The following is a 25,566-nucleotide window of genomic DNA, read 5'->3' as shown; positions in this document are numbered from 1 at the left end:
GCGTGCCGGCCTACTGCGCTTACAGGGTGCTCCGGCGGCCGAGTGTCTGACGATGTGGGCGCCCCTATCCGTTGCGACGCTCGATGATCTTCGAGGTGATCGCCGCGGCTTCGTAGACCTCGCGAAGGAGCGTGTCCATCAGTGTGAGGACGTCGCGGGTGTCTTCCTCGGAGGGCCCGTCTTCGAGGTCGCCGTGAGCCATGTCGTTGCCGAGGTGGCGAATCTGATGGGCGGCTTGCGCGATGGTGCGCCTGATGTGTCCGTCGTCGCGGAGCCGGTCGATCTTCTCGAACAGGGTCCCCCTGATGATGCCCTTGTCTTTCGCAGTGGCTTCGACAGTGGTGCGTGCCATGAGAACGGCCGCCATATTCGCCTTGGCGTCTGCGGCTTGGTGCGCTTCTTCTGCGGCTCGGGCGATGCGTGGCGGCACGTGCTCGAAGTCGTACGAAATCGAGCTGTGCGGAAGCCACAGCCCATAGCGGCTGAGGATCTCGATCTCGTCGTCCAGCGAGTAGGTACTTCCGAGGTCTGCGTCCGTTTCACCGACGACGACCATGAGCTCCTCGCAGTTGTCGCAGGCCAGCGCCACCCGGCTGCGGTTCTTCTGCGAGAAGATCTGCCGCGTGGACGAGGAGTACACAACCTCCATGTTGGCGAGGACGCCGCAGTAGGCGCATCGGTGAGCTGTCATGGTCCGATTGTGGCAGTGGCCGCCGACTCGACGGTACGGCGCAGAACAGAGGGCCATGCCACCGAACTGGTCGCGGAGCCCACGCGTTAAAGCCTGCCCACGGTAGGCGGCTCGTCGGGAAGCTCAATACCCTTCGTCTTAGAAAGCCAAGCGCGAGCGACAACCTGCCGGGTTCCGGTGCCTATTCCGGTGTCCCGACCGGTGCGCGGGTCGTAGAGCCCGGCGAACACCCACGTCTCTCTCAGACCTGGGCGCTCCGGGATAACGGCAGCGCCGGAGAGCACGACCGCGAAAACGTAGGTCGCACCTGTGTCGAGGCCGTCATCGACGTAGGCCTCAAGCGCGGTTTCGGGGCCCGAATCGCCGGCAGCACGGGTATCAAACACCTCGATCCACTCTCGAAGTGGGCGTGACACCTCGAAATACCCAGCAAACTGCTCACCCGGCTTGAGGAGCACACCTTCGGGTCCCGGCTCCGTACCAATCAGAATCGGCACTCCGTGCTCGTCGGTTCGAGTCACCGCCGTCCGTAGCGCTCTGTTCAAGACGAATCGTGTCGACTTCAACCCTGTGTTGAGTAGCGTGACCTCAGCGCGCACCATGAGGATTCGCTCTGCCTCCCGGACGTGGCACACGTACCCGGCGGGCCAAGCCTCCGGATAGCCCGATCCACTAATGCTCGGCGAGAACAGCCGATCATCAACAGCTTCGACATGCAACTCGGCAGAGGGTGCGCTCACACTGATTCGGGCGCGTATCGCCTCCGTCGACAGGAACGTACTGTTCTGATGCTCGGCCTGGGCCACTGCGAGCGCTTGTTCCGCTACCCTCCGACTTCGGCCGGCCTCCTCCAGAGCCCTCCTCGTGTAGATGGCCTGCACGATCACGACGACCGCAGCGACTATTGCGACGAAGCCCGCGCCGATCTGTACCACAACGGCGGGATCTGTCCACGAGGAAGTCTCCACAGGGTCACTCTAGGGTGCGGCAGTTCGCGACTCGCTTTCGGAGGCGGTTGTAGGACTCGTCGCACCGGGCGTAGGGCGCCAAGCGAGTTGCGCCGGGCCGTCATTTCGCGCCCCGCTCAGAGGTCCAATTTGAAGGCGGGGAGCTTGAACTCTCGATGAAAGCGCGTGTAAACCGCCGAGGGGGAGTCACCAATCTGAGCGATGATCTCCGCCCGAGTTGTCCCAGCCTTGACCGCCTCCGCGATGAACCCGAGGCGAAGGGATCCGAACGCAAGCCCAGCCTCCGACAAGGTTGCTTGGTGCGCTCGATGCGAGAACACCTTCCTGATTGCATCGTCCGACAGTGCGTGAGCCGTTATTCGATTCCCGCGAATCACGCGGAACAGCGCTCCGAAGTCGACTTCTGACTGCAGCGCCGCGCCATTGCAAAAGTGTCCCTCGGTCAGGGGTACGCGAGCCTCGAGCTGATGACATATCGGCTCTCTTGGCTGGAGGAGATGTATCCAGCGACTGATCAAACACGCCGCACACGACGCGCTGCTGACGCTGCGCGGTAGAAGAGCGACGACCCGAGCACCCTTCGTGGACCCCTCCCGGGAGGGAACCCTTAGGGCCATTCCTTCGCCAGTAGTGATCACATCCGCACAACGCAGTTCGCCGAGATTCTTGGCCGATAGCCCGGACAACCACGCGGACGAGAGGATGGCTGCGTCGCGCCAGTCACGAAGCTGCGCCCGATCTCCATCAGCGAGGCACGTTCGAAGAATCGTGCGAAGGTCCTCGAGCATCACGGGATGCCGGAGCTGTTCTCGCGGCTCTCGTTCGGCGGCGAGCCCACGGAGGATTCGTTGCACCACTTCCGATGTGCCGGGTGGCGGCCAACCTCGTGTCCTGTGTAGGTGGTCGATCGCGTCGACCCAGCCACGCGCCGTGCTGGCAGAGACGGCCCAATCGCCGTTCCGATTGATCCGTGCAGCTTCGTGCTGCAGATAGTCGACGAGATCAGCGACGCTGATGGGCCCTTCGCCAGCGCCCTCGTCGACATCAGTTCGCAGGGTGCCCTGCCACTGGCGAAACCTCCTCACGTGCGACTCGTACTGGGAGCGGGTGCGCTCGCTCACTCGCGACTCCAGAGCGGCCACGCCCGGCTCGTCTGCATCCGCCGAGCCGATCGGAACCGAAGCCGGGAACGAGGGCAGAGGCTTGCTGTTACTCGACAACACCACGCGCGCTCCTCACAACTAGCCGTCGGACCGCCACTTCGAACCTCCGCAACAACCCCTGTGGAGATTTGAAGTGGCGTGCGGAGATCTCAGGTGGCGGCCGACACGTGTCGGCCGCCGGCCAGCCTGTCCGGGGCTGGCGCGGCGACGCTCCCGCCACGGGGTCGGTGTCCGGTGCTACTGCCAGATTGCTTGTCCTGATGTAAGCCGAGTCTCGATGGACGATCGGCCAGCGGTCACTTCCGCCGGCTGCGGCGATCCCGGTAGAAGCCGATTGCTACGACGACCGGCAGGATGAGCAGGCCCCACCACCAACCCTCTGCTCCTGCTGCGAACATGAGCCGAAGCTACGCTGCCTTGGCACGACTAGGTGTCCGATAACCGATGGTTGGCCGGACATCACTGGGGCCAGATGCTACAGCGTTCGTCCGGCGTTGGCGGTGAGCCACGGGATCGGGTCGATGGGTGTGGTGCCGCCGGGCATGACCTGCAGGTGCAGGTGCGCGCCGGTGCTCGCTCCGGTGTTGCCGACGAGGCCGACGAGCTGCCCGACGGCGACGGTGTCGCCTGGTCGGAGCGGCGAGGAGCCGAAGATCATGTGCGCGTACAGGGTGGACACGAGGCGACCGTCGATCTGGTGGTCGATGATGACGTACTGCCCGTACTCGGGGTGCGTTGTCGACACTCGGACAGTGCCGGCAGCGACAGCTCCGATGGGGGTGCCGGCGCCGGGGGTGAGGTCCGCGCCCTGGTGGATGGACGAGCAGGTCGCGCACGGGGCGCTTCGCGGACCGAACGGTGAGCTGACGGTGATGGTTCCGGCGATGGGCCAGCGAATGTCGCCGGTTCCGGTGTTCACGATCGTGCCGCCCGTGGTCGTGGGAACGCTCTGTTTCGTCGAGGCCGGTGCGCCCCCGGTTGACGCGGCCCGTGAGGCGGCTGCTGTCTTGGTGATGACGGGCTTCGGGGTCGGCTTGGTGATCGTGTACCCGTCGCGGTCGACCGCGAGAGCCAGCCCGGACGCGGTGAAGCTCTGCCCGGTGGTGGCAGGAGCGACGCCGGGCACGACTGCTGCGGGGCCGGTCGTGGCCTGCGCGGGCAGCGCTGCGGCAGCGGTGAACAGCGCCATCGCGGCCGCGGCACCAGTGATTGGGACCGCGGCGAGAACGCGCGACCGCAGTGAGCGGGCCGGTGTTACGGGTACAGCCGCGACGGTCGGCAGTGGCCGCAGCGCCAGCCGGGCAGCGGCAGTGGTCGTCGTGGTTCGGGTGCGGCTGGCGGTCGGGACTGCGGCGGCGCGTTCGGCGGCGAGGGCTTCGCGGCGCGTCCGAGGTGCGGGAATCGTGGGGGTCTGGGGGTGCTGCTGAGGCACGGGCAGGCTCCAGGAGGGGTGGGCCGTCGGGCCGAAACGTGGGGTGCCCGAACGCGAGTCGAGCAGGAGGAGAAGGTGGGGCCGGTCGTGGGCCGCGGCGGGAAGGGGGGGAGCCTGCCGCGACCCACGCCGGGGTTTTAGAGGGACGCGAGCATGTCCTGCATCTGGGTGATCTGCTCGGTCTGGCTGGACACGATCGACTTCGCCATCGCGACGGCGTCGGTGTTCTTGCCCTTGTCGACTTCGGTCTTGGCCATGTCGACGGCGCCCTTGTGGTGCTGGACCATCTGCTCGAGGTAGAGCTTCCCGGCGTCCTTCGCGGACGCCTGGTCGAGGTCGCTCATGTCGGAGTCGGACATCATCCCGGACATGGAGTGCCCCATCCCGGAGTGCTCCGACTCGACCGGCTCGCCCCAACCCTTGAGCCAGCTGGTGAGCTGCTTAATCTCCGGGGACTGCTCGGCCTTGATCTGCTTCGCGAGGGTGGCGACGTCGATGTCGACGCCGGAGCCCTTGGCCAGGAGCATGTCGCTCATCTCGACCGCTTGCTTGTGGTGCGGCAGCATCATCTGCGCGAACATCACGTCCTGGTCGTTGTGCGCCGACGCAGCCGCCGTCGACGAGGACGAGGAGCCCGTGTCGGAGCCGCTATTGCTGGTGGAGCAGCCGGCGAGGGTGAGGCCGAGGGTCAGTGCGGCAGCGATCGCGAGCGTACGCGTGGTGGTGGTGTGCATGATCTTTCCGTTCCCGTGAATGCGTCAGGTGTTCCGGCCAGGCGGACGCCTCCCGGATCTGGGCATGCGGAGGCCACCCATCGGGGGTGGGATCCCGCTGGGGGCGGATCAGATGCGGATGATCTGCAACGCCGTCAGTGATGGCGGTTTCGGTGCCGCGATGCGGCGCGGCAGCCGGTCAGCCAGCGCGAGCAGCCGCGCGAGCAGGTAGAGGATGCCGACGGTCCGTGCACGCAGCAGCGCCCAGGTGAACAGCGCGATCGTCAGCGCGCACGCCATCCCCATCAACGAGCACATCAGCGCACACAGGCCACTGTCGCAGCCCGCGTCGGTGAGGACCGTCAGCACCGCAGTCGCAGGAGCTACGTGCTCGCCGTGGCCGGCGGCCGCGACGTGGCCGTGCTCGGCGGTGATCGCGGGAGTCGCCATCGAGTGCTCGTGGCCGGCGGTGTGCCCGGCCATCGTGTGCATCAGGACCGTGAACCCGACCAGCAGCAGCAACGCCAGGGTCGCCGTTGCCTGCAACAGCAGCCGGCGACGCGGTGAGGTGGTGGTGGTGAGCATCAGTCTTTCGAGCAGACGGGTGGAGTGAGCGCTTCTATGGTGCGGTACCCCGACGAGCGACGGCAACTCATTGCCCGGATTCACACCGAACCCGCCGCGACCGGCCGAACCGGGAACATCGCGCGGAGTTTCAGCGTTACAGCGCATAGTACCCCCTGGGGGTATATGTGGACTGTTGGCGTCAGCCGCGTCGGATCGGAGCAGCATGGACACGCACGAGCACCATCAGATGAGCGGAGACGAGCACGCCGGCCACAGCGGGGGGCACGGGGCGACGACGTGGTCGATGGCGGCGCAAGCGACGCTGCACTGCCTCACCGGCTGCGCGATCGGTGAAGTCCTCGGCATGATCATCGGCACCGCTGCCGGCTTCCACAACGCCGGCACGATCGTCCTGTCAATCGTCCTCGCGTTCATCTTCGGCTACGCCCTCACCATGCGCGGCGTCATCAAGTCGGGTCTGAGCCTCGGCGCTGCGTTCAAGGTCGCTCTCGCCGCGGACACCGTGTCGATCGCGGTCATGGAGCTGATCGACAACAGCGTCATCGTTGCGATCCCCGGCGCGATGGACGCGCAGCTCAGCGACTGGCTGTTCTGGACGGCGCTGCTGTTCTCCCTCGCGATCGCGTTCGTGATCACCACGCCCGTGAACCGGTGGATGATCAGCCGCGGCCTCGGGCACGCCGTCGTCCACGGACACCACTGACTGGTCCGCTAGTCAACTCGATCGCGGCGCGCGGTCAGGCGTGTGAGTGTTCGTGTGCGGGGTGGTCGTGGCCGCCGTTGTCGGGTGCGCCCTTCATCATCCGCAGCATCGACCAGGAGCCGCTGCGGATGAACACGGCCAGCAGGAACGCCGCGATCAGCAGGAACACGATGTTGAGCCAGGTGGTGTAGTTCCAGCTGATAGAGGTCGCCACGATGCTCAGATGCCGATTCGTAGGGACGAGGCCCAGCGGGGTGAACAGCAGTTCGACGGCATAGCCGGCGAGGACCATCACTAGTCGACGTGGCTGTCCGCGCTGCCAAACACCCTGTCCAACTCCGTATTTCAGGACACGCTACGTGGCAGTAGGACAAGTTAGCTGGCGGACGACAACACGACTGCCTACTGCGGCATGTCCACGAACCGCGAGAACATCCCGTGGAACGCCACCGTGATGGTGTCCGTCGGCCCGTTACGGTGCTTCGCCACGATGAGGTCCGCCTCACCCTGACGCGGGTTGTCCTTCTCGTAGGCCGACTCACGGTGCAGCAGGATGACCATGTCGGCGTCCTGCTCGATCGACCCGGACTCACGCAGGTCGGAGATCTGGGGCTTCTTGTCGGCGCGCTGCTCGGGACCACGGTTCAGCTGCGACAGCGCGACGACCGGAACCTGGAGCTCCTTCGCCATGAGCTTCAGCGCACGCGAGAACTCGGAGACCTCTTGCTGGCGGCTCTCGACCTTCTTGCCCGAGGTCATGAGCTGCAGGTAGTCGATGACGACCATGCGGAGGTTGTGCTGCTGCTTGAGGCGACGGCACTTCGCTCGGATCTCGACGAGCGTCATGTTGGGGGAGTCGTCGATGAAGAACGGGGCGTCGTTGATGCGGCCGCGGGTCTGCGCGATCGTCGTCCAGTCGCGGGAGTCGACGGTGCCCTTGCGCATGTTCTGCAGCGGCACGCTGGACTCGGCGGAGAGCAGACGCATCGCGATCTCGGCGCGGCCCATCTCGAGGGAGAAGAACGCGGCGGTCTCGTTGTGCTTGATCGCGGCCGCGCGGCAGAGGTCGAGCGCGAGCGTCGACTTCCCGAGGGCCGGGCGGGCGGCGATGATGATGAGCTGCCCGGGGTGGAAGCCGTTGGTGAGGCCGTCGAGCTGCGCGAAGCCGGTCGGGACACCGGTCATCTGCCCGTCACGACCCTTGGCGGCCTCGATCTCGTCGAGCGCGGCGGAGATGGCGTCGGTCAGGGGGACGTAGTCCTCGGTCTGCACACCGCCGGCGACGTTGTACACCTCGGCCTGGGCGCTGTTGACGAGGTCGGTGACCTCACCCTCGGACGCGTAGCCCATCTGCACGATGCGCGTGCCGGCGTCGACGAGCCGACGGAGCACGGCCTTCTCGGCCACGATCGCGGCGTAGTAGCCGGCATTCGCGGCGGTGGGCACCATGCTCGTGACGCTGTGCAGGTACTCGGCGCCGCCGGCGCGGGACAGCAGACCGGTCTTGGTCAGCTCGTCGGTGACCGCGATGACGTCGGTCGGTTCGCCGTGCGAGTAGAGCGAGAGGATCGCGTCGAAGATGACCTCGTGCTTGGGGATGTAGAAGTCGACGCCGCGAGCGGTCTCGATGACGTCGGCGACGGCGTCCTTCGACAGGAGCATGCCGCCGATGGTCGACTGTTCGGCGAGCATGTCGTGCGGGGGAGTCCGCTCTGCGCCACCACGCTCCGCGTAGTCCTGCGGCGCGGGCTCGAGATGCGCGATCGACACACTTGCTCCTCTTGGTTGGCGGCGGACACGGACGAACCGACCGACCGTCGTGGCGGGCGGCGCGGACGAACCGACCGCCCCTGTTCTACCCCGGGCGACCGACATCGCCGAGTCGCTGGGCCAAGCTACGGGGACAGAGTTATCCCCAGCAAACGGCCCTGTGGATAACTCTGTGGAGAGCTTGCGGAACACGCCGGGGTGCTGTGTGGACAACTGTGGAGAGGTATGTGGACAACCGGCATGGGGAACACACTTTCGACCACTTGACCTGGGATTTCCCGTTCCACACCATGTGTGGAGAAGTGGGGTTCAAGTACGCATTGAAGGTTGCGATTTCGATCGTTTCGGCTGTGTAAAAACGGTTGACAAACGGGAACCTGAGGAGAACGTTCCCAACCGGTTCCCAGCAAGCGCGACCCCGTCTGTGAGGTAACCGCTCAGCGCGGGACGACCCGCGCCTCCCGGCCTGGCGCAGCCCACCGAAACGGCGGAAGCAGCCCACCGCGGCGGGGACAGCCCGCGGACATGACAACGGGCGGGCCTCCCGGAGGAGACCCGCCCGTCGTGAGCGGAAGACCGCAGCCAGTGTTACTTGGCGGCGACGACCTGGAGCGAGATCACGGCAGTGATGTCCTCGCGCAGACGCACGGTGGCCTCGTGGTCACCGACGGTCTTGATGGTCGCGGGGACCTCGACCTTGCGCTTGTCGAGCGAGCCGACGCCCTGCGCCTGGACGGCGTCAGCGACGTCGCCCGGACGGACGGAGCCGAACAGACGACCGTCCTTGCCGGCCTTGACGGTCAGCTTGATGGTCGCGTTCTCGAGCTTCATCTTGAGGTCCTGAGCCTCTTCGATGGTGGCGAGCTCGCGCGCGGTACGCGCGGCCCGGATCGACTCGACCTGCTTCTCGCCGCCCTTGGACCACGCGACAGCGAAGCCCTGGGGGATGAGGTAGTTGCGGGCGTAGCCGTTCTTGACGTCGACGACGTCACCGGCGGAACCGAGGCCGGAGACCTCGTGGGTGAGGATGAGCTTCGACATGTGTCGACCTCCGATCAGCGGCCGGAGCCGGCGTAGGGGAGGAGCGCCATCTCACGGGCGTTCTTCACGGCACGGGCGATGAGGCGCTGCTCCTGGACGGAGACGCCGGTGATGCGACGGGCGCGGATCTTGCCACGCTCCGAGATGAACTTGCGAAGGGTCGCGACGTCCTTGTAGTCGATGACGCCGACCTTGATCGACTTCGCGGGAGCGGCGTTCTTGCCGCCCTTACCGCGAGGCTTCCGGCGGTCGCCGGTGCTCTTTCCAGCCATTGTTTGTCCTTAAGAAGTGGAAGTTGTGTCCGTTGAACCGCGGAGGATCAGAACGGGGTCTCGTCGTCGTACGTGCCGCCCGGGGTGCTCCACACGTCGTTCGACTGTGCGTTGCCGCCCTGCTGGCCGCCCTGGGGGGACCAGGGCGCGTCCGACTGACCGCCACCGTTGTTCCAGCCGCCGCCGTTGCCGCCGTTGCCCGCCGGGGCGTTGCCGCCGCCGACCTGGCCACGACCGCCGCCGGAGCCACCCGCAGCACGGGTGATCTGCGCGGTCGCGTAGCGGAGCGAGGGGCCGATCTCGTCGACCTCGAGCTCGATGCTCGTGCGCTGCTGGCCTTCACGGTCCTGGTACGAGCGCTGACGGAGGCGACCCTGCGCGATGACGCGCGAGCCCTTCGTCAGCGAGCCCGCCACGTGCTCGGCGAACTCGCGCCAGACACTCGCACGGAGGAACAGCGCGTCGCCGTCCTTCCACTCGTTCGCCTGACGGTCGAACGTGCGAGGAGTCGACGCGATGGTGAAGTTCGCCACGGCGAGCCCGTTCTGCGTGTAGCGCAGCTCCGGGTCCGCGGTGAGGTTGCCCACCACCGTGATGACGGTTTCGCCGGCCACGGGTTACTCGGCGCTCGCGGTCGCGTTGGCGGCCTTGCGGGCCGCGCGGGCCTCGTCGCGCTGCTTCTGGGCGGCGACCTGCGCGATGCCCTCTTCAGCGCGGAGGACCTTCGTGCGGAGCACGGCCTCGGAGAGCCCGAGCTGACGGTCCAGCTCCTTGGCGGCCTCGGGGGTGGACGTGAAGTCCACGACGGCGTAGATGCCCTCGGACTTCTTCGCGATCTCGTAGGCGAGACGACGACGGCCCCAGACGTCCACGTTGTCGACGGTGCCACCGTCGTTGCGGATCACAGCGAGGAACTTGTCCAGGCTGGGAGCGACGGTGCGCTCGTCGATCTCGGGGTCGAGGATCGCCATCAGTTCGTACTGGTGCATGCGGAACCCACCTCCTCTGGTCTCAGCGGCCCCGAGCAGTTCTCGGGGCAGGAGGGTTGATGCATGTGCCCGGCAGCGCAGAGTGCGTGCGCGGACAACCCGGCAAGCTTAGCGGACGGCCTGGAGGCGCGCCACCGCCTGTGGAGAACCGCTCGCGCCCGTCAGGCGGTCGCGTCGCGGGCAGCCCACCAGTCGCGCAGGCGCGCTTCGGCGTCGTCGGGACCGAGGGGCCCCTCGTCCATCCGCACCTCGAGGAGGAAGCGGTACGCCTCGCCGACGGCACGGCCCGGCGGGATGTCGAGGATGCGCATGATGTCGTCGCCGGAGAGGTCGGGCCGGATCGAGTCGAGCTTCTCCTGCTCGGAGAGTTCCGCGATGCGGTCCTCGAGGTCGTCGTACGCGAAGGCGAGCCGGTCGGCCTTCCGGCGGTTGCGGGTGGTCACGTCGGAGCGCGTCAGCTCGTGCAGCCGCTCGAGCTGGTCGCCCGCGTCCCGGACGTAGCGTCGGACGGCGGAGTCGGTCCAGGCACCCTCGGTGTAGCCGAAGAACCGCAGGTGCAGCTCGATCAGGCGCGACACGGCGGCGAGGGTGTCGTTGTCGAACCGCAGGGCACGGAGCCGCTTCTTCGCGAGCTTCGAGCCGACCAGGTCGTGGTGGTGGAAGCTCACGGCGCCGCCGGGCTCGAGCTTGCGGGTCGCCGGCTTCCCGATGTCGTGCAGCAGGGCGGCGAGCCGGAGCACGGTGTCCGGCGCCTCGCCCGCGTGCCGCTCGGCCTCGTACCCGATGGCCTGCTCGAGCACGGTCAGCGAGTGCTCGTAGACGTCCTTGTGGTGGTGGTGCTCGTCGATCTCGAGCCGCATCGCGGGGAGCTCCGGCAGGAACCGCTCGGCCAGACCCGTGTCGACGAGGAGTCGGATGCCGTCGACCGGCGCGTCGGTGCCCAGCAGCTTCACCAGCTCGTCACGGACGCGTTCGGCGGACACGATGTCGATCGACCCGGCCAGGTCCGTCATGGCCTCACGCACCTCGTCCGAGACGGTGAAGCCGAGCTGCGCCGTGAACCGGGCCGCGCGCATCATCCGCAGCGGGTCGTCGCGGAAGGACACCCGCGCGGCCTGCGGCGTGTGCAGCCGTCCGGCGAGCAGGTCCTCGACGCCGCCGTGCACGTCGACGAGCTCCCGGGCGGGCAGGCGGAGCGCCATCGCGTTGACGGTGAAGTCCCGGCGGAGCAGGTCGTCCTCGATGGTGTCGCCGAACGCCACCTCGGGCTTGCGGGTCTCGCCGTCGTAGACGTCGCTGCGGTACGTGGTGATCTCGACCTGCTCGCCGGCCACCCGCGCGGCGATGGTGCCGAACTGCCGACCGACGTCCCAGGTCTTGTTCGCGATCGGCTCGACGATCCGCAGGATGTCGTCCGGGCGGGCGTCGGTGGTGAAGTCGAGGTCGGTGACCGCACGACCGAGGAAGGCGTCGCGGACGGGTCCCCCGACGAGCGCCAGTTCGTGTCCGGCGTCGGCGAAGGCCCGAGCGAGGAGGGCGACGGGCTCGGTGGCGGCGAGTGCGTCGAGTCGCTCGACGGCCTGGGCAACGGACTGCATGACGGTCCTCATCCTCCCAGATCGAAGGCCCGAGTTCTCCACAACGTCCGCGCGCACGGGAGCGTTCATGGTCTGGCCTCATACACTCGTGGACGGCCCGGACCGACCCAGTGGGCCCCTTCGCATGCAGATCTTCCGCACCACGCTCGCCGCCGCCGCGTCGGCCCTCGTCGCGCTCGGCCTCGTCGTCGCGCCCGCCGCGGTCGACGGCGCCCACGCCACGACGGTCTCGTCGACCACGACCCGGACGGCGCACCCCGCGGCCGCCGCGGCGGGCAAGACCACCATCTCGATCGCTCCGGCGAACCGGGGGATCGTCCAGCGGGACGAGGAGCTCGAGCTCTCGGTGACGGTCACGAACGACACCGACGCCGACGTCCCCGCCGGCACCGCGGAGCTCGACATCTTCCGCTCCGTGAGCACGCGCGACGTTCTCTCGGACTGGCTCGCCGACACCAGCACGACCGGTTACCTCGGAGCCCCCATGGACTCCGTGGACGTCCCGGCGGTCCCCGCGCACCGTTCGGTCACGCTCGGCTCGGTCAAGATCGTCGCGGGCAACGTCGCGCTCGGCGGGTACTCCTCGTTCGGTGCGCGGCGCATCGCGGCCGAGTACACGGCCGGCGACACCTACGCCGTGGCCCGGTCCGCGATCACCTGGTACCCCGAGTCCGACCAGACCCCGGTCAGCGTCTCGGTGGCGATGCCGATCACCGTCCCGGAGACCAACCAGGGGCTGCTGTCCGCGGGCACCCTGGCGGCCACGACCGCCGTCGACGGCACGCTCACCCAGCAGCTCGACGCCGCCGAGAACCACAACGTCGCGGTCGCCATCGACCCGCGGATCATCGCCTCCATCCGCATCCTCGGCGAGAACGCGCCGTCCTCGGCGATCGCGTGGCTGAGCCGGCTCGAGTCGCTCCGCAACGAGACCTTCGCCCTGCCGTACGCCGACGCCGACGTCACCGGGCTCCGACAGGCGGGGTCGGACGGGATCCTCGCACCGATCTCCCTCGACCAGGAGATCAAGGAGCAGAACTTCCCCGGGGCGTCCACACCGACCCCGACCCCGACGGCGGACGCCACGAGCCCGACGGCCGACCCGTCCGCGACGAGCACGCCGAGCGACGAGCCCACGGCCGACCCCGGCACCGACGACGGGACACCGGCGACGCTGCCCACGACCGCCTCGCTGCTCGACTTCCCGTACTCGATGGACGGCATCGCGTGGCCGTCCGACGGCACCGTCGCCGCGGCGGACCTGCCGGCACTGGCCAAGGCCGGCTCCACGACCACGATCGTGTCGAGCGGCAACACCTCCGCCGGCGCCGACACGACCATCGCCGCCTCCGAGCGGATCGGCAGCGAGCACGTCCTGGTGTCCGACCAGTCGATGTCCGCTCTCCTCCGGACCGCCGCCACCGCGTCGAACCAGCAGGAGTGGTCGACGGCGATGTCGGAGCTCACCGCGACGCTCGCGACCTCGGCGCGGGCGGGGACGGCCGAGGCGCCGATCCTGCTGACCCTCGGGCGCGACTGGCCGACGAACTCCACGCGACTCAGCCAGGCCCTCGACGCGCTCGAGGACACCGCCTGGGTCGCGCCGGCGGACCTGTCCACGACGGCCTCCGCCACCGCCGGGTCCCTCACGCTCGCGGCCGGGACGAACGGCGACGCCCGCACCGACCAGCTGGACCGCCTGGTCGACGGCGAGCAGGACCTCGCCGGGTTCGCGTCCGCGCTCGACACTCCGACCGACCTGACCGCACCGGCACGGCTCCGACTGCTCGCCCTGGCGTCGAACGCCTGGCGGGACGACGCATCCGGCCTCGCGACCGCGATCGACGCCCAGCTCGCGAACTGGGCGGGGAAGACCGCGCAGATCAGCATCCCGGACTCGAGCAGCCTGACCCTGCTCGGTGACCGGTCGTCGCTCCCGATCTCGATCCGGAACCGCTCCGACTACCCGGTCACGGTGCTGCTGTCCGTGCAGCCGTCGAACTCGGCGTTGCGGATCGTGCGGAACGACATCGAGGTCAAGATCCAGCCAGACTCCTCGACCCGGACCACCGTGCCGGTCCAGTCGGTCGCGAACGGCAAGGTGAACCTGACCCTGTCGCTCACGAGCCCGACCGGCGTGAAGATCGCCACCCCCGCCACGGTCGAGCTCAACGTCCAGGCCCAGTGGGAGACGGTCATCACCGCAGCCGCGGCGGTGGCCCTCGTCGCGATCTTCGGGTTCGGCATCGTCCGGAGCATCCGGAAGCGCCGTCGTCGCCGGAACGGCGACGTGGACGCTGACGACGAGGACCCGAACCGTCCGCTCGAGGTCCAGCCGGTGGTCGGTGGCGAGGCCCTGCCGGCCGCGTCGTCGCGAGACGGACGTGCACCGTTCCTCCAGTCCGACACCGCGGTGCGCGACGCACCGTCAGCCGACCCCGAGGAGCCGATCATCAGCACCACCCAGCCCCAGCCCGCGGTCGACGCCGAGCCGGTGGCCGAGCGCAGTCTCGGCCGCGCGAGCGCGATGCTCGCGGCTGGAACCATGCTGTCGCGCGTCCTCGGCTTCGCGAAGACCTTCGTCCTCGCCTTCGCGATCGGCAACACCGGTTCCGACGCGGCGAACGCCTTCGGCATCTCGAACCAGCTGCCGAACAACATCTACGCGCTCATCGCGGGCGGCCTGCTGTCGGCCGTCCTGATCCCGCAGATCGTCCGATCGATGAAGCAGCACACGGACGGCGGGGTGGCCTACGTCAACAAGATCGTGACGCTCGGCGGGTCGGTGTTCGTCGTGATCACGATCGTCGCGACGCTCCTCGCACCGTTCCTCGTGTGGGTCTACAGCCAGCAGGCGTCTGGCGACAGCAAGGGCTTCACGCCCGCGCAGACAGACCTCGCCGTCGCCTTCGCGTTCTGGTGCCTGCCGCAGATCCTCTTCTACGCGATGTACTCGCTCCTCGGCGAGGTCCTGAACGCCAAGCAGGTGTTCGGACCCTTCACCTGGGCGCCGCTCATCAACAACGTCATCGCGATCGCGGGCCTGATCGTCTTCATCGCGCTGTTCGGCGGACGCGACGTCAACTCCTCGACCGAGGGATGGACGGCCGTCAAGATCGCCGTCCTCGCCGGCAGCGCGTCGCTCGGCGTGTTCGCGCAGGCCGCGTTCCTGCCGTTCTTCTGGCGGCGTGCCGGACTGACCTTCCGACCGGACTTCCGCTGGCGCGGGGTGGGGCTCCGCTCCACCGGGACGGCCGCCGGGTGGCTCTTCGCGATGATCCTCGTGACGCAGCTCGCCGGCATCGTGCAGTCGCGCGTGGCATCGCTCGCCGGTGGTGCCGGCATCGCCACCCTCGGCACGACGTGGCTGCTGTTCATGCTCCCGCACTCGATCATCGCGGTCTCGATCGCGACGGCGTACTTCACGCGCATGAGCCACGACGCCGAGCGCGGCGACCTGGCAGCGGTGCGCCGGAACCTCTCGCTCTCGCTGCGGATCGTCGGCCTGTTCACCGTGTTCGCGAGCGTCGCGCTCATCGTCCTCGCGATGCCCTTCGCTCGGATCTGGGAGAACCGGTTCGACCACACGCAGGCGATGGCCCAGGTCCTGTGGGCCTACATGCCGGGTCTCGTGCTGTTCAGCATGCTCTTCATCATCCAGCGGGTGTTCTGGGCCCTGCACGACCACCGCACGCCGTTCCTGATGCAGTGCGTGCAGTCCGTGCTGTTCGTCATCGGGGCCCTCGCCGTCGCGACCTTCCCGGGCAACGTGATCGGTGTCTCGATCGCGGTGTGCACGACCGTCGCCGGGACCGTGCAGACGATCATCGCGCTCGTGCTCGTCCGGAAGCGCCTGGACGGCATCGAGGGGCCGATCGTGACCCGGTCGCACGTCCAGTTCGTCATCGCCGCCCTCATCGCCGGTGTCGTGGGGCTCGTCGTCGTGAACTTCTTCGGCGGCTTCTCGGCCGACGGGTTCGCGATGTCCGACGTCTCCGGCGCACTCATCACGATCGCCCTCACCGGCGCCGTGATGGTGGCCGTGTACTTCGGCGGGCTCGTCGTCGCGAAGAACGGCGAGATCCGCGGCGCGGTCGACATCCTGCGCAAGCGCCTCGGTCGCTGACGTCTTCCCGGGTGGCACGGAATGCCACGCCGGTAGCATTGGTTGACCCGGTCAGACAACTACGGAAGGGCAGCGAGGCATGCGCCAGCTCATCATCATCGGTTCCGGCCCGGCCGGGTTCACCGCCGGCATCTACGCTGCACGCGCGGAGCTGAAGCCCCTGATCGTCGCCTCGAGCGTCGAGACCGGCGGCGAGCTCACGAAGACGACCGAGGTCGAGAACTTCCCGGGCTTCCCCGAGGGGATCCAGGGCCCGGACCTCATGATCAAGATGCAGGAACAGGCCGAGAAGTTCGGCGCCGAGGTCCTGTACGACGACGCCGTGTCGGTCGACCTCACGGGCGACGTGAAGAAGGTCACCGTCGGCTCCGGGACGACGTACGAGGCCCTCGCGGTCATCTACGCGACCGGTTCGGCGTACCGCCACCTCGGCCTCGCCGACGAAGAGCGCCTGTCCGGTCACGGCGTCAGCTGGTGCGCGACCTGCGACGGCTTCTTCTTCCGCCAGAAGAACATCGCCGTCGTCGGCGGTGGCGACTCCGCGATGGAAGAGGCGACGTTCCTCACCCGCTTCGCCGACAAGGTCACGGTCATCCACCGCAAGGACACCCTGCGCGCGTCGAAGATCATGCAGGACCGCGCGATGAACGACCCGAAGATCGAGTTCGCCTGGAACAAGGAGGTCACCGGCATCACGGGTGACTCCGCGGTGACCGGCGTCACGCTGCGCGACACGGTGGACGGTACCGAGAGCGAACTGGCTCTCGACGGCCTCTTCATCGCGATCGGCAACGACCCGCGCACGCACCTCATCCACGGCCAGATCGACATCGCCCCCGAGGGCACGATCGCGGTCCAGGGTCGCTCGTCGAAGACGAACCTGCCCGGTGTGTTCGCGGCCGGCGACGTCATCGACCCCACCTACCGCCAGGCGATCACCGCGGCCGGTTCGGGCACGGTCGCTGCGCTCGACGCCGAGAAGTACCTCGCCGAGCTCGACGACGCCCTGACCGACTCGGCCGAGGGCGTCACCCCGGAGTCGCCCGTCACGGTCGACGTCGAGGCCGCACGCGCCTGACCCCGGAATACCGCAGCGCCTCAGGCGTTGCACCCACTGATCGACTTCTCGAAGGAGCACACATGTCCAACGCCAAGGCAGTCACCGACGCCACCTTCTCGGACGAGGTCCTCAAGTCCGACAAGACGATCCTCGTCGACTTCTGGGCCGAGTGGTGCGGCCCGTGTCGCGCGGTCTCGCCGATCCTCGACCAGATCGCCGAGGAGCACGCCGGCAAGATCGAGATCGTGAAGCTCAACGTGGACGACAACCCCCAGTCGGCCATGAACTACCAGATCACCTCGATCCCCGCGATGAAGGTCTTCAAGGGCGGCGAGGTCGTCAAGACCGTCATCGGCGCGAAGCCGAAGCCGGCGCTCGAGGCCGACCTGGCGGAGTTCCTCGCGTAGTCGTCCGACCCACCGCGAACGGCCCTGCACCCCACCGGGTGCGGGGCCGTTCTGGCGTTCCGGGCCACTGCTTCAGGATCGGCCCCGTCGCGGGGCCTGGGTTCCCGGGGTCGATGTCGTAGTGTGGCGGGAATGTGAGTGGCGGGCTCGTCCCGCTGGAACGGAGCCAAGATGACGAACGGCAACAGCCTCGACCCCTGGTACGACTCCTACGCCCAGCGCACCGCCGGGCTGAGCGCCTCCGAGGTCCGAGCCCTGTTCGCCGTCGCCTCCCGCCCCGAGGTGGTCTCGCTGGCCGGCGGCATGCCGTACGTCTCCGCGCTGCCGAGAGAGCTCGTCACGGGCTCCCTGGACCGTGTGATGGCCGAGGACGCCGCCATGGCGCTGCAGTACGGCGGCGGGCAGGGGCTGCGGTCGCTGCGCGAGCACATCGTCGACGTGATGAGCCTCGAAGGCATCGGTGCCAGCGCCGAGGACGTCGTCGTGACCACGGGCTCGCAGCACGCGCTGGACCTCGTCACGCGGCTGTTCATCGACCCGGGCGACGTCGTGCTCGCCGAGTCGCCGTCCTACGTCGGTGCCATCGGCGTCTTCCGCTCGTACCAGGCCGAGACGGTGCACGTCACCACCGACGAGAACGGCCTCGTGCCCGAGGCGCTGCGCGAGGCGATCGCGAACCTCCGCACCCAGGGCAAGCGGATCAAGTTCCTCTACACGATCCCGAACTTCCACAACCCGGCCGGCGTGACCCTCAGCCGCGAGCGTCGCATCGAGATCCTCGACATCTGCCGGTCGAACAACATCCTCGTGCTCGAGGACAACCCGTACGGGCTCCTCTGGTTCGACGAGCCGGCGCCGCAGGCGATCCGCTCGATCGACGAAGAGGGCGTGGTGTACCTCGGCTCCTTCTCGAAGACCCTCGCGCCGGGTTTCCGCGTCGGCTGGGCCCTCGCTCCGCACGCGATCCGCGAGAAGCTCGTCCTCGCCAACGAGTCGGCCGTCCTCGCCCCGAACTCCTTCGGGCAGTACGTGGTCAACGCCTACCTCGACGCCGCCGACTGGAAAGGCCAGGTGGACACGTTCCGCGGGCTCTACGCCGAACGTCGTGACGCGATGCTGTCGGCCCTGGGGGAGTTCCTGCCGGACCTCTCGTGGACGAAGCCGAACGGCGGGTTCTTCGTCTGGCTCACCCTGCCGGAGTCGCTCGACTCGAAGGGCATGCTGCCGCGCGCGGTGAAGGAGCTCGTCGCCTACACCCCGGGGACCGCCTTCTACGCCGACGGCCGCGGCGGCGGACACATCCGTCTGTCGTTCTGCTACCCGACGCCGGAGCAGATCCGCGTCGGTGTGAAGCGCCTCGCCAACGTGGTGAACGACGAGCTGGAACTGATCGAGACCTTCGGGCCCGCGACGCGGCCGACCAGTGTCATCCGGCCGACCTCCTCGGTGAGCGCTCCGCCGCCGAACATCTCCTGATCAGCACTTTTCCACGTTCCACCCGCAGTACCGGAGGTCCATCCGCATGGCCGAGCTCACCCGCCGTCACGTCGTCGTCGTCGCGGGAGGGATCTCGCACGAGCGTGACGTGTCCCTGCGCTCCGGCCGCCGCGTCGCGGATTCCCTCACCGGGTACGGCTGGCAGGTCGATCTGCGCGACGCCGATGCGTCGCTCCTCCCCACGTTGCGGGAGACTCGCCCGGACGTCGTCTGGCCGGCTCTGCACGGCGCTTCGGGTGAGGACGGTGCCCTGCGGGGCATCCTGGAGGCGCTCGACATCCCCTTCGTCGGCTCACGTTCGACGTCGGCCCGCCTGGCATGGGACAAGCCGACTGCGTCGGCACTGGTCGCCCGCGCGGGTGTCCGCACGCCGCGGTCCGTCACGCTGTCCCACGACGTCTTCCGGGAACTCGGTGCCGTCGGGGTGCTCGAGAGCATCGCCGGCGAGCATCCGGTGCCGCTCGCGGTGAAGCCCGCTCGGGGTGGCAGCGCGCAGGGCGTCACGCTCGTCGACGACGTCAACGACCTCCCGCGGGCCATGGTGACCGCGTACACCTACTGCGATGACGTCGTGGTCGAGCAGCTCCTCCGGGGGACCGAGGTCGCGGTCGGCATCATCGACACCGGCGACGGCCCCGTGGCACTCTCCGCCGTCGAGATCGTCCCGCGTAGTGGCATCTACGGATTCGAGGCTCGCTACAACGCCGGCGAGACGACGTTCTACACCCCGGCTCGACTGTCCGGTGAGTACGCCGCCGCAGCCTCGTCCGCAGCGATCGCCGCCCACGAGGCCCTTGGCCTCCGCCACATCTCGCGTGTCGACCTGATCATCGACGCGGCCGGGACCCCGTGGTTCCTCGAGGCCAACGTGCTCCCGGGTCTCACCGAGACATCCCTGGTCCCGCAGGCCCTGTCGGCATCCGGCTTCGATCTGGGATGGACCTATGCCGAGCTGGCCGAGCAGGCGATCCGCGACCACAGGGCGTAAGCGTCTGTCGCACCGAAGGATCGATGTTCCACGTGGAACATCCACGGTGGTGCTTGCTGCAGCGGTCGGACTCTCGGTCATCGCCTGGGGGGAGGTCGTCCATGCTCGCGCTGCCCGTCGAGCGGCGAAGCTCCCGCTTCCAGCACCGGGATCGCGCCTCGTGGTGGTCGTCCTGGGCTTCGGGAACCGCGGGACCCGCATCAACATGGTCAACCGGTGGCGGGCTCGGATCGCGGTCCGAACGGCTCGTCGCGCTCGCGCGGCGGGGGCGTCCGTGCGGATCCTCTGCAGCGGGGGAGCAGTCCGAGGCCCCATCGCGGAGGCCACGCTCCTCCGGGATCACATCACCGCTGCCCTCGGGTGGGTTGGCGATGTGTCGGTCGAGGTCGACAGTACGTCGACCTGGGAGAACGTGCGGAACACCGGCCCCTGGATCGACGCTGCGGATCAGATCGCATTCGCCTCGAACGGGTTGCACGCCGAGAAGGCACGCACGTACTTCCGGCGCCAGTATCCGGACCGTGCTGCGGCGTTGGTGTCCGCCGAGGACCATCGGTTCGGGGAGATGGCCCTTGTGAAGCCGATCTTCGCGGCCGTCGGGCTGTGGAAGCTCCGCGCAGTGTTTCACGTGGAACACCGCCGATAGGGTCTCGCGCAGAGCGTCCGTCTCCGCCTCCGTGCCACGCCACCAACGCTGCGGACACACTCCGAACCTCGACTGATGCGCCGGCTCAGGGCAGACCTGTACTGCGCCCGCTCCAGACTGAACGTCCAGACCACGGTTCCAGCCCCGCATGTTCCTCCCGGGACCAAGCCAGCACATGCACTGTCGGCATCGGCCTAGGACATCGCGCGCAGAGAACCTCCGGAGACGGAAGGAAGCACGACGTCCCACGCTACGGGCATCCAGGGATCACCATGTCAGTCGGGGCGGTCCACTCGGTGCCCGAAACCAAGGGGGGCGAACGTCGATTGGTCGCGGTCGCACAGTCCATCTCGGTCCACTCCACCCGCGCCGTCCGGCGATCAGCCGCCGCGTGCGTATCCAGCGATCCACTTCCGGGCAACATGGTCGATGCCCTGTCTCGGTTCATCCGCCCGGATCTGGGTCTACCGATGTGCCCGCCCGCGATGACCCTTGGTTCGAGGCAACCGCCCCCGTACTCGCATGCGCCAGCCACGAGCCCTCGTCGGCCATCCCGCCTTGCCAGTGACGCGTGGCCCGCCGACGGTCGTCGATGTTCCACGTGAAACGTCGGCGGTCACGCGCACGGCGCGCTGACAGCAGAGGTGCCAGGCTTGCCGTTCCGCGCCGCTGCAGCCCCGGAGCGGAGCCACACGCGGCCGTCTCCACGAGCAACAGCACCCCACCCAGGCCGGACACCGCAAGTGCCGCAGACTCCCGTCAAACAGCCGCACACGGCTTCCAAGAGCAAGTCAGCTCACCACCCGCGCTGTTGATGGCGCTGGATCAGCCTGCGATGTCGTCGATGCCGAGTTCGGCCAGGATCCGGTTCAGATCCTCACCGTTCGCGAAGTCGATCGTCACCGAGCTCTTGCGCGCGCCCACGGCGATCTTCACCCGCGTGTTCAGCCGGTCGCCCAGGCGATCCGCCAAGTCATTGAAGTGCAGCTGCCGCTTGGACGGCTCGGCCTTCGGCTTCACCGGCGTCCTCGCGGACAGCTGCTGGGCGATCGACTCCGCCGCTCGCACCGACAGGTCCTCGTTCACGATCTTCTCGGCGAGGTACTCCATCGCCTCGGCATCGGGCGCTGCGAGGATGGCCCGCGCGTGGCCGGCCGAGAGGACACCGGCCGCCACACGGCGCTGCACGGGGGAGGGGAGCCGCAGCAGACGGATGGTGTTGGTGATCTGCGGCCGCGAGCGACCGATCCGCTGCGCGAGCTGCTCCTGGGTGATCCCGAAGTCCGCGAGGAGCTGCTGGTACGCCGATGCCTCCTCGAGCGGGTTGAGGTTCGCTCGGTGCAGGTTCTCCAGGAGCGCGTCGCGGAGCATCGCGTCGTCCGGAGTGTCCTTGACGATCGCCGGGATCGTGCTGAGCCCGAGCTCCTTGGTGGCCCGCAGTCGGCGCTCACCCATGATCAGCTCGTACTGCGGCTCCGTACCGGTCGCGCCGGCGATCGGACGCACGACGATGGGCTGCAGGACACCGATCTCACGGATCGAGTGCACCAGCTCCTGGAGCTCCTCCTCGCGGAACTCCTTGCGCGGCTGGTGTGCGTTCGGCACCACGTCGAGCGGGTTCAGGTTGGCGAGACGCGCTCCGGGGACGGCGACGAGCTCCTCGGCAGTGGCTCCGTCCACGACCGGCGCGGACGCCGGAGACCCACCCGTCGGGAAGAAGACATCGACGGGCCGGTCCTGCTGCTCGGACGTCGTGGGGATGAGGGCTCCGATGCCCCGCCCGAGTCCCGTTCGCTTCGGTGCCATCAGTGCTGTGCTCCTCGTGCTGCGATCTCGGCTGCTGCTTCCAGGTAGGAGAGCGACCCGGTGGAGTTGACGTCGTACGCGACCACGCTCTGCCCGTAGCTCGGCGCCTCGCTCACGCGGACCGACCGGGGGATGACCGCCTGCAGCACCTGCTGCCCGAAGTGTTCCCGGACATCCGCCGCGACCTGGTTCGAGAGGTTCGTTCGGCTGTCGTACATCGTCAGGAGGATCGTCGACACCGCGAGCTTCGGGTTGAGGTGCCGTTCGATGAGCTCGATGTTCCGCAGCAGCTGGCTCAGGCCCTCGAGCGCGTAGTACTCGCACTGGATCGGGATGAGCACCTCACGCGCGGCGACGAAGGCATTGATCGTGAGCAGTCCAAGGGACGGCGGGCAGTCGATGAACACGTAGTGGTACGGCTCGTCGAGGGACTCGAGGTACTGGTCCAGCGCGGTGCGCAGGCGCTGCTCGCGAGCGACCAGCGAGACGAGTTCGATCTCGGCGCCGGCCAGGTGGATGGTCGCCGGCACGCACCAGAGCGTGTCCGACTCGGGGGAGCGCTGCACCGTGTCGGCGATCGGTGCCTCGTCGACGATCACGTCGTAGATGCTCGGGACCTCGGCCTGGTGGTTCACCCCGAGCGCCGTGGACGCGTTCCCCTGCGGATCGAGGTCGATCACGAGGACGCGGGCCCCTCCATGCGCCAGCGCGGCAGCGAGGTTCACCGTCGTCGTGGTCTTCCCGACGCCGCCCTTCTGGTTCGACACGGTGAACACCCGGGTCGTCGCCGGCAGCGGGAACTGCTGCTTCGCGATCGCCCGACGGCGACGGTTCAGGTCAGCGATCTCGCGAGCGAGCGGTGTCGACGCGTCGTAATCGGTCGATGAACTCAACGAGTGCCTCTTCCCCGGTTCAGTGTTTCACGTGGAACGCGGAGCCACTGGCGGCCGGTGGAACCGGCCCGAGCCGCAGCGTCAGTCAACTGTAGCCCGGAAGACCCGTGTGGTCTCCTCGACCACACCGACTCCGAGCTCGAGCACCTCGACATCGGTCAGACGCTTCCGGAGGATGACCTTGCGGGCCTTCTCCATCTCGTCCTCGACGCGGGCACCCTTCATGAGGATGAGCTGACCACCGGACCGGACCAGCGGGACCGTCAGCGGAATGAGCTTGGACAGCGCGCTCACCGCGCGCGCGGTGACCTGGTCGACGACGATCTCGTCCGCGACGTCCTCGGCGCGAGCACGGACGACCTCCACGTTGTCGAGCCCGAGGCGTCCGGCTTCCGTCGTGAGCCAGTCGACCCGGCGCTCCATCGGCTCGATGAGCGTGAGGTGCACGTCCGGGCGAGCGATCGCCAGCACCAGGCCGGGCAGTCCCGCGCCGGACCCGACGTCCGCAACCCGGCCCCGTTCCTCCAGGAGCGGCGCGAGGACCGCAGAATTGAGGATGTGTCGCGTCCAGAGGCGGGGTAGCTCGAGCGGGCCGATGAGGCCGAGCTCTTCGCCGCGTCGAGCGAGCTCACCGGTGAACGACCGCGCGAGGTCGATGCGGTCACCGAACAGGGTCGCCGCAGCCGCCGGCTCCGCCTCGAGCACGGGCGGCGCGGTCTCCGTCATCGGGTGACGACCGTGTGGCGGTCCCGACCCTCACCCTCGGACTCCGAGTGGAAGCCCTTCTCGGCGACGAGGTCGTGGACCAGCTTGCGCTCGTACGACGACATCGCGGGGAGCGCGGCCGAGGTCGAACCCGCCTCGATGCGCTCGATGGCGGTGTCGACGAGCCGCTGCAGCTCCGACGCACGAGCGTCGCGCGAGCCACCGACGTCCAGGATCAGTCGGCTGAACTCACCGGTCTCGGCCTGCACCGCGATCCGGGTCAGCTCCTGCAGCGCCGACACCGTGTCCGGCTTCGACAGCACGCGGAGCGCGTCGCCCTCGTCCGTGACCGAGAGGTACACACGACCCGCGCGCTCCTCGATCTCGATGTCGCCGTCGAGGTCGCAGATGTCGAGGAGTTCCTCGATGTAGTCCGCCGCGATGTCGGCCTCGTCGCGGGCGTCGTCATCGACGGTCGCGGTGTCGACGGTGGTGTCCACGGCGGCCGCGGTGTCCTGCTCGGTCACTTACTTCTTCCCGTTCTTCTTGGCACGGTTCTTCCCGACCGGCTGCTGGCGCTGGGTCGTCACGCGGACGGCCTCGATCTCGGCGGCACCGGCACCCGCACCGGCCTCGGCGAGGACGGGCGTGGCCGCACCGCGGCGCTGCGCCTTCTTCGCGAGGCGGGCCTCACGGGCGAGTGCTGCCTCGGAGCCGGGCGTCGGCATGCTGCGGATGACGAAGAACTGCTGCGCCATCGTCCAGACGTTCGAGGCGAGCCAGTAGAACATGACGCCGAGGGGGAACGACAGACCGGAGATGACGAACACCAGCGGGAGGATGTACAGCATCATCTTCTGCTGGCGGTACATCGGAGACTCCTTGGTCTCCGGGGACATGTTCTTCGCGACGAGCTGCAGCTGGGTGATGAACTGCGACGCGGTCATCACGACGATCATGAAGCCGGCGATGACCCGGACCTCCCAGCCGGAGGCGTTCGTGAACGTCTCGTGCAGGGGGGCACCGAAGAGCGATGCGTTGCCGAACGACGCGGCGAGGTCGTTCGTCAGCAGGCCGATGCCGGTCTTATTGATCTGCGCCTCGTGCAGCACCGAGTACAGCGAGAAGAAGATCGGCATCTGGATCAGCAGCGGCAGGCAGGAGCTCAGCGGGTTCGTCCCGGTCTCCTTGTAGAGGGCCATGGTCTCGCGGCTCATGGCCTCACGCGAGAACTGGTCCTTCTTGCCCTTGTACTTCTCCTGGATCTTCTTCAGCTGCGGCGCCACCTCGAGCATGCGTCGCTGCGACTTGATCTGCCGCACGAAGATCGGGATGAGCGCGGCACGCACCACGAAGGTCAGGAAGATGATGGAGAGCACCCAGGTGATGCCCGCTCCGGGGTCCATGCCGATGCTCTCGAAGATCCAGTGGAAGCCCACGAGGATGGCCGAGACCACCCACTTGAGCGGCCAGAGGATCGTTCCGATGAATCCGAGGTCCATGGGGACTG

Annotated in this window: 25 protein-coding genes; 7 read left to right on the top strand and 18 right to left on the bottom strand. The window is 68.1% G+C overall.

From position 1 onward, the window contains the following. Positions 1 to 64: 64 nt before the first annotated feature. The 6 genes from ACQXVK_RS04580 to ACQXVK_RS04555 form a co-directional block, all read right to left on the bottom strand. A complete protein-coding gene (locus tag ACQXVK_RS04580) occupies positions 65 to 691 on the bottom strand; it encodes a DUF4145 domain-containing protein (RefSeq protein WP_430852864.1) in 627 nt (208 codons plus the stop codon). Positions 692 to 777: 86 nt separating this feature from the next. Continuing rightward, positions 778 to 1,659: a hypothetical protein gene (locus ACQXVK_RS04575; RefSeq protein WP_430852863.1), complete on the bottom strand. Its 882-nt coding sequence runs from the start codon at positions 1,657 to 1,659 to the stop codon at positions 778 to 780. Positions 1,660 to 1,775: 116 nt separating this feature from the next. After that, positions 1,776 to 2,780, bottom strand: a complete 1,005-nt coding sequence (locus tag ACQXVK_RS04570; RefSeq protein WP_430852862.1) for a hypothetical protein — start codon at positions 2,778 to 2,780, stop codon at positions 1,776 to 1,778. Positions 2,781 to 3,297: 517 nt separating this feature from the next. Next, positions 3,298 to 4,011, bottom strand: coding sequence for a M23 family metallopeptidase (locus ACQXVK_RS04565; RefSeq protein WP_430852861.1), 714 nt, complete (start codon positions 4,009 to 4,011; stop codon positions 3,298 to 3,300). Positions 4,012 to 4,391: 380 nt separating this feature from the next. Next, positions 4,392 to 4,988, bottom strand: coding sequence for a DUF305 domain-containing protein (locus ACQXVK_RS04560; protein ID WP_430852860.1), 597 nt, complete (start codon positions 4,986 to 4,988; stop codon positions 4,392 to 4,394). Between the two features lie 108 nt (positions 4,989 to 5,096). Next, positions 5,097 to 5,552, bottom strand: a complete 456-nt coding sequence (locus ACQXVK_RS04555; protein ID WP_430852859.1) for a hypothetical protein — start codon at positions 5,550 to 5,552, stop codon at positions 5,097 to 5,099. Between the two features lie 205 nt (positions 5,553 to 5,757). Between ACQXVK_RS04555 and ACQXVK_RS04550 the strand changes: the two genes are divergently transcribed. Beyond that, positions 5,758 to 6,258: a DUF4396 domain-containing protein gene (locus ACQXVK_RS04550; protein WP_430852858.1), complete on the top strand. Its 501-nt coding sequence runs from the start codon at positions 5,758 to 5,760 to the stop codon at positions 6,256 to 6,258. A 34-nt stretch (positions 6,259 to 6,292) separates the two neighbouring features. Here ACQXVK_RS04550 and ACQXVK_RS04545 read toward each other — a convergent pair whose 3' ends face one another. From ACQXVK_RS04545 to ACQXVK_RS04515, 7 genes are all read right to left on the bottom strand, one after another. Continuing rightward, the gene (locus tag ACQXVK_RS04545) at positions 6,293 to 6,550 is read right to left on the bottom strand and encodes a hypothetical protein (RefSeq protein ID WP_430852857.1); all 258 of its coding nucleotides are present in this window, start codon (positions 6,548 to 6,550) and stop codon (positions 6,293 to 6,295) included. Positions 6,551 to 6,660: 110 nt separating this feature from the next. After that, the gene (dnaB, locus tag ACQXVK_RS04540) at positions 6,661 to 8,028 is read right to left on the bottom strand and encodes a replicative DNA helicase (RefSeq protein WP_402266088.1); all 1,368 of its coding nucleotides are present in this window, start codon (positions 8,026 to 8,028) and stop codon (positions 6,661 to 6,663) included. Between the two features lie 588 nt (positions 8,029 to 8,616). Further along, positions 8,617 to 9,069, bottom strand: coding sequence for a 50S ribosomal protein L9 (gene rplI / locus ACQXVK_RS04535; protein WP_144711708.1), 453 nt, complete (start codon positions 9,067 to 9,069; stop codon positions 8,617 to 8,619). 14 nt (positions 9,070 to 9,083) lie between these two features. Then, complete coding sequence (gene rpsR, locus ACQXVK_RS04530; protein ID WP_017887834.1) at positions 9,084 to 9,341, bottom strand: 30S ribosomal protein S18; 258 nt, start codon at positions 9,339 to 9,341, stop codon at positions 9,084 to 9,086. 47 nt (positions 9,342 to 9,388) lie between these two features. After that, entirely contained in the window at positions 9,389 to 9,955 is a 567-nt protein-coding gene (locus ACQXVK_RS04525; RefSeq protein ID WP_022907087.1) for a single-stranded DNA-binding protein, read from the bottom strand. A 3-nt stretch (positions 9,956 to 9,958) separates the two neighbouring features. Then, entirely contained in the window at positions 9,959 to 10,330 is a 372-nt protein-coding gene (gene rpsF, locus ACQXVK_RS04520; RefSeq protein WP_022907088.1) for a 30S ribosomal protein S6, read from the bottom strand. Between the two features lie 161 nt (positions 10,331 to 10,491). Beyond that, positions 10,492 to 11,928, bottom strand: coding sequence for a CCA tRNA nucleotidyltransferase (locus tag ACQXVK_RS04515; RefSeq protein WP_430852856.1), 1,437 nt, complete (start codon positions 11,926 to 11,928; stop codon positions 10,492 to 10,494). A gap of 124 nt (positions 11,929 to 12,052) precedes the next feature. Here ACQXVK_RS04515 and ACQXVK_RS04510 point away from each other — a divergent pair, with 124 nt between their 5' ends. The 6 genes from ACQXVK_RS04510 (at position 12,053) to ACQXVK_RS04485 (ending at position 20,652) form a co-directional block, all read left to right on the top strand. Beyond that, the gene (locus ACQXVK_RS04510; protein ID WP_430852855.1) at positions 12,053 to 16,054 is read left to right on the top strand and encodes a DUF6049 family protein; all 4,002 of its coding nucleotides are present in this window, start codon (positions 12,053 to 12,055) and stop codon (positions 16,052 to 16,054) included. A 79-nt stretch (positions 16,055 to 16,133) separates the two neighbouring features. Then, a complete protein-coding gene (gene trxB / locus ACQXVK_RS04505) occupies positions 16,134 to 17,132 on the top strand; it encodes a thioredoxin-disulfide reductase (protein WP_430852854.1) in 999 nt (332 codons plus the stop codon). Between the two features lie 62 nt (positions 17,133 to 17,194). Further along, entirely contained in the window at positions 17,195 to 17,521 is a 327-nt protein-coding gene (gene trxA / locus ACQXVK_RS04500) for a thioredoxin (protein ID WP_017887828.1), read from the top strand. A 171-nt stretch (positions 17,522 to 17,692) separates the two neighbouring features. Further along, a complete protein-coding gene (locus ACQXVK_RS04495) occupies positions 17,693 to 18,997 on the top strand; it encodes a PLP-dependent aminotransferase family protein (protein WP_430852853.1) in 1,305 nt (434 codons plus the stop codon). Between the two features lie 46 nt (positions 18,998 to 19,043). Then, positions 19,044 to 20,006 carry a D-alanine--D-alanine ligase family protein gene (locus ACQXVK_RS04490; protein ID WP_430852852.1) on the top strand — a complete coding sequence of 321 codons (963 nt, stop codon included), beginning with the start codon at positions 19,044 to 19,046 and terminating at the stop codon, positions 20,004 to 20,006. A 160-nt stretch (positions 20,007 to 20,166) separates the two neighbouring features. Beyond that, positions 20,167 to 20,652, top strand: coding sequence for an ElyC/SanA/YdcF family protein (locus ACQXVK_RS04485; RefSeq protein ID WP_430852851.1), 486 nt, complete (start codon positions 20,167 to 20,169; stop codon positions 20,650 to 20,652). A gap of 825 nt (positions 20,653 to 21,477) precedes the next feature. Here ACQXVK_RS04485 and ACQXVK_RS04480 read toward each other — a convergent pair. The 5 genes from ACQXVK_RS04480 to yidC all read right to left on the bottom strand — a co-directional run bounded on the left by ACQXVK_RS04480 (position 21,478) and on the right by yidC (position 25,558). After that, positions 21,478 to 22,458: a ParB/RepB/Spo0J family partition protein gene (locus ACQXVK_RS04480; RefSeq protein WP_430852850.1), complete on the bottom strand. Its 981-nt coding sequence runs from the start codon at positions 22,456 to 22,458 to the stop codon at positions 21,478 to 21,480. Next, positions 22,458 to 23,351, bottom strand: coding sequence for a ParA family protein (locus tag ACQXVK_RS04475; RefSeq protein WP_022907096.1), 894 nt, complete (start codon positions 23,349 to 23,351; stop codon positions 22,458 to 22,460). Before ACQXVK_RS04475 ends, ACQXVK_RS04480 begins: the two co-directional genes overlap by 1 nt. A gap of 81 nt (positions 23,352 to 23,432) precedes the next feature. Next, entirely contained in the window at positions 23,433 to 24,077 is a 645-nt protein-coding gene (rsmG, locus tag ACQXVK_RS04470) for a 16S rRNA (guanine(527)-N(7))-methyltransferase RsmG (RefSeq protein WP_430852849.1), read from the bottom strand. Further along, a complete protein-coding gene (locus ACQXVK_RS04465; protein WP_430852848.1) occupies positions 24,074 to 24,583 on the bottom strand; it encodes a protein jag in 510 nt (169 codons plus the stop codon). Before ACQXVK_RS04465 ends, rsmG begins: the two co-directional genes overlap by 4 nt. Beyond that, positions 24,584 to 25,558, bottom strand: a complete 975-nt coding sequence (gene yidC / locus ACQXVK_RS04460) for a membrane protein insertase YidC (RefSeq protein WP_430852847.1) — start codon at positions 25,556 to 25,558, stop codon at positions 24,584 to 24,586. Positions 25,559 to 25,566 lie beyond the last annotated feature (8 nt).

Source organism: Curtobacterium sp. AB451, from assembly GCF_050585845.1.
Classification (GTDB): Bacteria; Actinomycetota; Actinomycetes; order Actinomycetales; family Microbacteriaceae; genus Curtobacterium.
Note: the sequence above shows the minus strand (reverse complement) of the source record. Positions and strands in the feature narration are given on the sequence as shown.

What these genes read in the sequence shown, in the direction of transcription:
- ACQXVK_RS04580 (WP_430852864.1), bottom strand. Translation starts at nt 691, where the DNA reads ATGACAGCTCACCGATGCGCCTACTGCGGCGTCCTCGCCAACATGGAG.
- ACQXVK_RS04565 (WP_430852861.1), bottom strand. Translation starts at nt 4,011, where the DNA reads ATGGCGCTGTTCACCGCTGCCGCAGCGCTGCCCGCGCAGGCCACGACC.
- ACQXVK_RS04560 (WP_430852860.1), bottom strand. Translation starts at nt 4,988, where the DNA reads ATGCACACCACCACCACGCGTACGCTCGCGATCGCTGCCGCACTGACC.
- ACQXVK_RS04555 (WP_430852859.1), bottom strand. Translation starts at nt 5,552, where the DNA reads ATGCTCACCACCACCACCTCACCGCGTCGCCGGCTGCTGTTGCAGGCA.
- ACQXVK_RS04550 (WP_430852858.1), top strand. Translation starts at nt 5,758, where the DNA reads ATGGACACGCACGAGCACCATCAGATGAGCGGAGACGAGCACGCCGGC.
- ACQXVK_RS04545 (WP_430852857.1), bottom strand. Translation starts at nt 6,550, where the DNA reads ATGGTCCTCGCCGGCTATGCCGTCGAACTGCTGTTCACCCCGCTGGGC.
- rplI (WP_144711708.1), bottom strand. Translation starts at nt 9,069, where the DNA reads ATGTCGAAGCTCATCCTCACCCACGAGGTCTCCGGCCTCGGTTCCGCC.
- rpsR (WP_017887834.1), bottom strand. Translation starts at nt 9,341, where the DNA reads ATGGCTGGAAAGAGCACCGGCGACCGCCGGAAGCCTCGCGGTAAGGGC.
- rpsF (WP_022907088.1), bottom strand. Translation starts at nt 10,330, where the DNA reads ATGCACCAGTACGAACTGATGGCGATCCTCGACCCCGAGATCGACGAG.
- ACQXVK_RS04515 (WP_430852856.1), bottom strand. Translation starts at nt 11,928, where the DNA reads ATGCAGTCCGTTGCCCAGGCCGTCGAGCGACTCGACGCACTCGCCGCC.
- ACQXVK_RS04510 (WP_430852855.1), top strand. Translation starts at nt 12,053, where the DNA reads ATGCAGATCTTCCGCACCACGCTCGCCGCCGCCGCGTCGGCCCTCGTC.
- trxB (WP_430852854.1), top strand. Translation starts at nt 16,134, where the DNA reads ATGCGCCAGCTCATCATCATCGGTTCCGGCCCGGCCGGGTTCACCGCC.
- trxA (WP_017887828.1), top strand. Translation starts at nt 17,195, where the DNA reads ATGTCCAACGCCAAGGCAGTCACCGACGCCACCTTCTCGGACGAGGTC.
- ACQXVK_RS04495 (WP_430852853.1), top strand. Translation starts at nt 17,693, where the DNA reads ATGACGAACGGCAACAGCCTCGACCCCTGGTACGACTCCTACGCCCAG.
- ACQXVK_RS04490 (WP_430852852.1), top strand. Translation starts at nt 19,044, where the DNA reads ATGGCCGAGCTCACCCGCCGTCACGTCGTCGTCGTCGCGGGAGGGATC.
- ACQXVK_RS04480 (WP_430852850.1), bottom strand. Translation starts at nt 22,458, where the DNA reads ATGGCACCGAAGCGAACGGGACTCGGGCGGGGCATCGGAGCCCTCATC.
- rsmG (WP_430852849.1), bottom strand. Translation starts at nt 24,077, where the DNA reads ATGACGGAGACCGCGCCGCCCGTGCTCGAGGCGGAGCCGGCGGCTGCG.
- yidC (WP_430852847.1), bottom strand. Translation starts at nt 25,558, where the DNA reads ATGGACCTCGGATTCATCGGAACGATCCTCTGGCCGCTCAAGTGGGTG.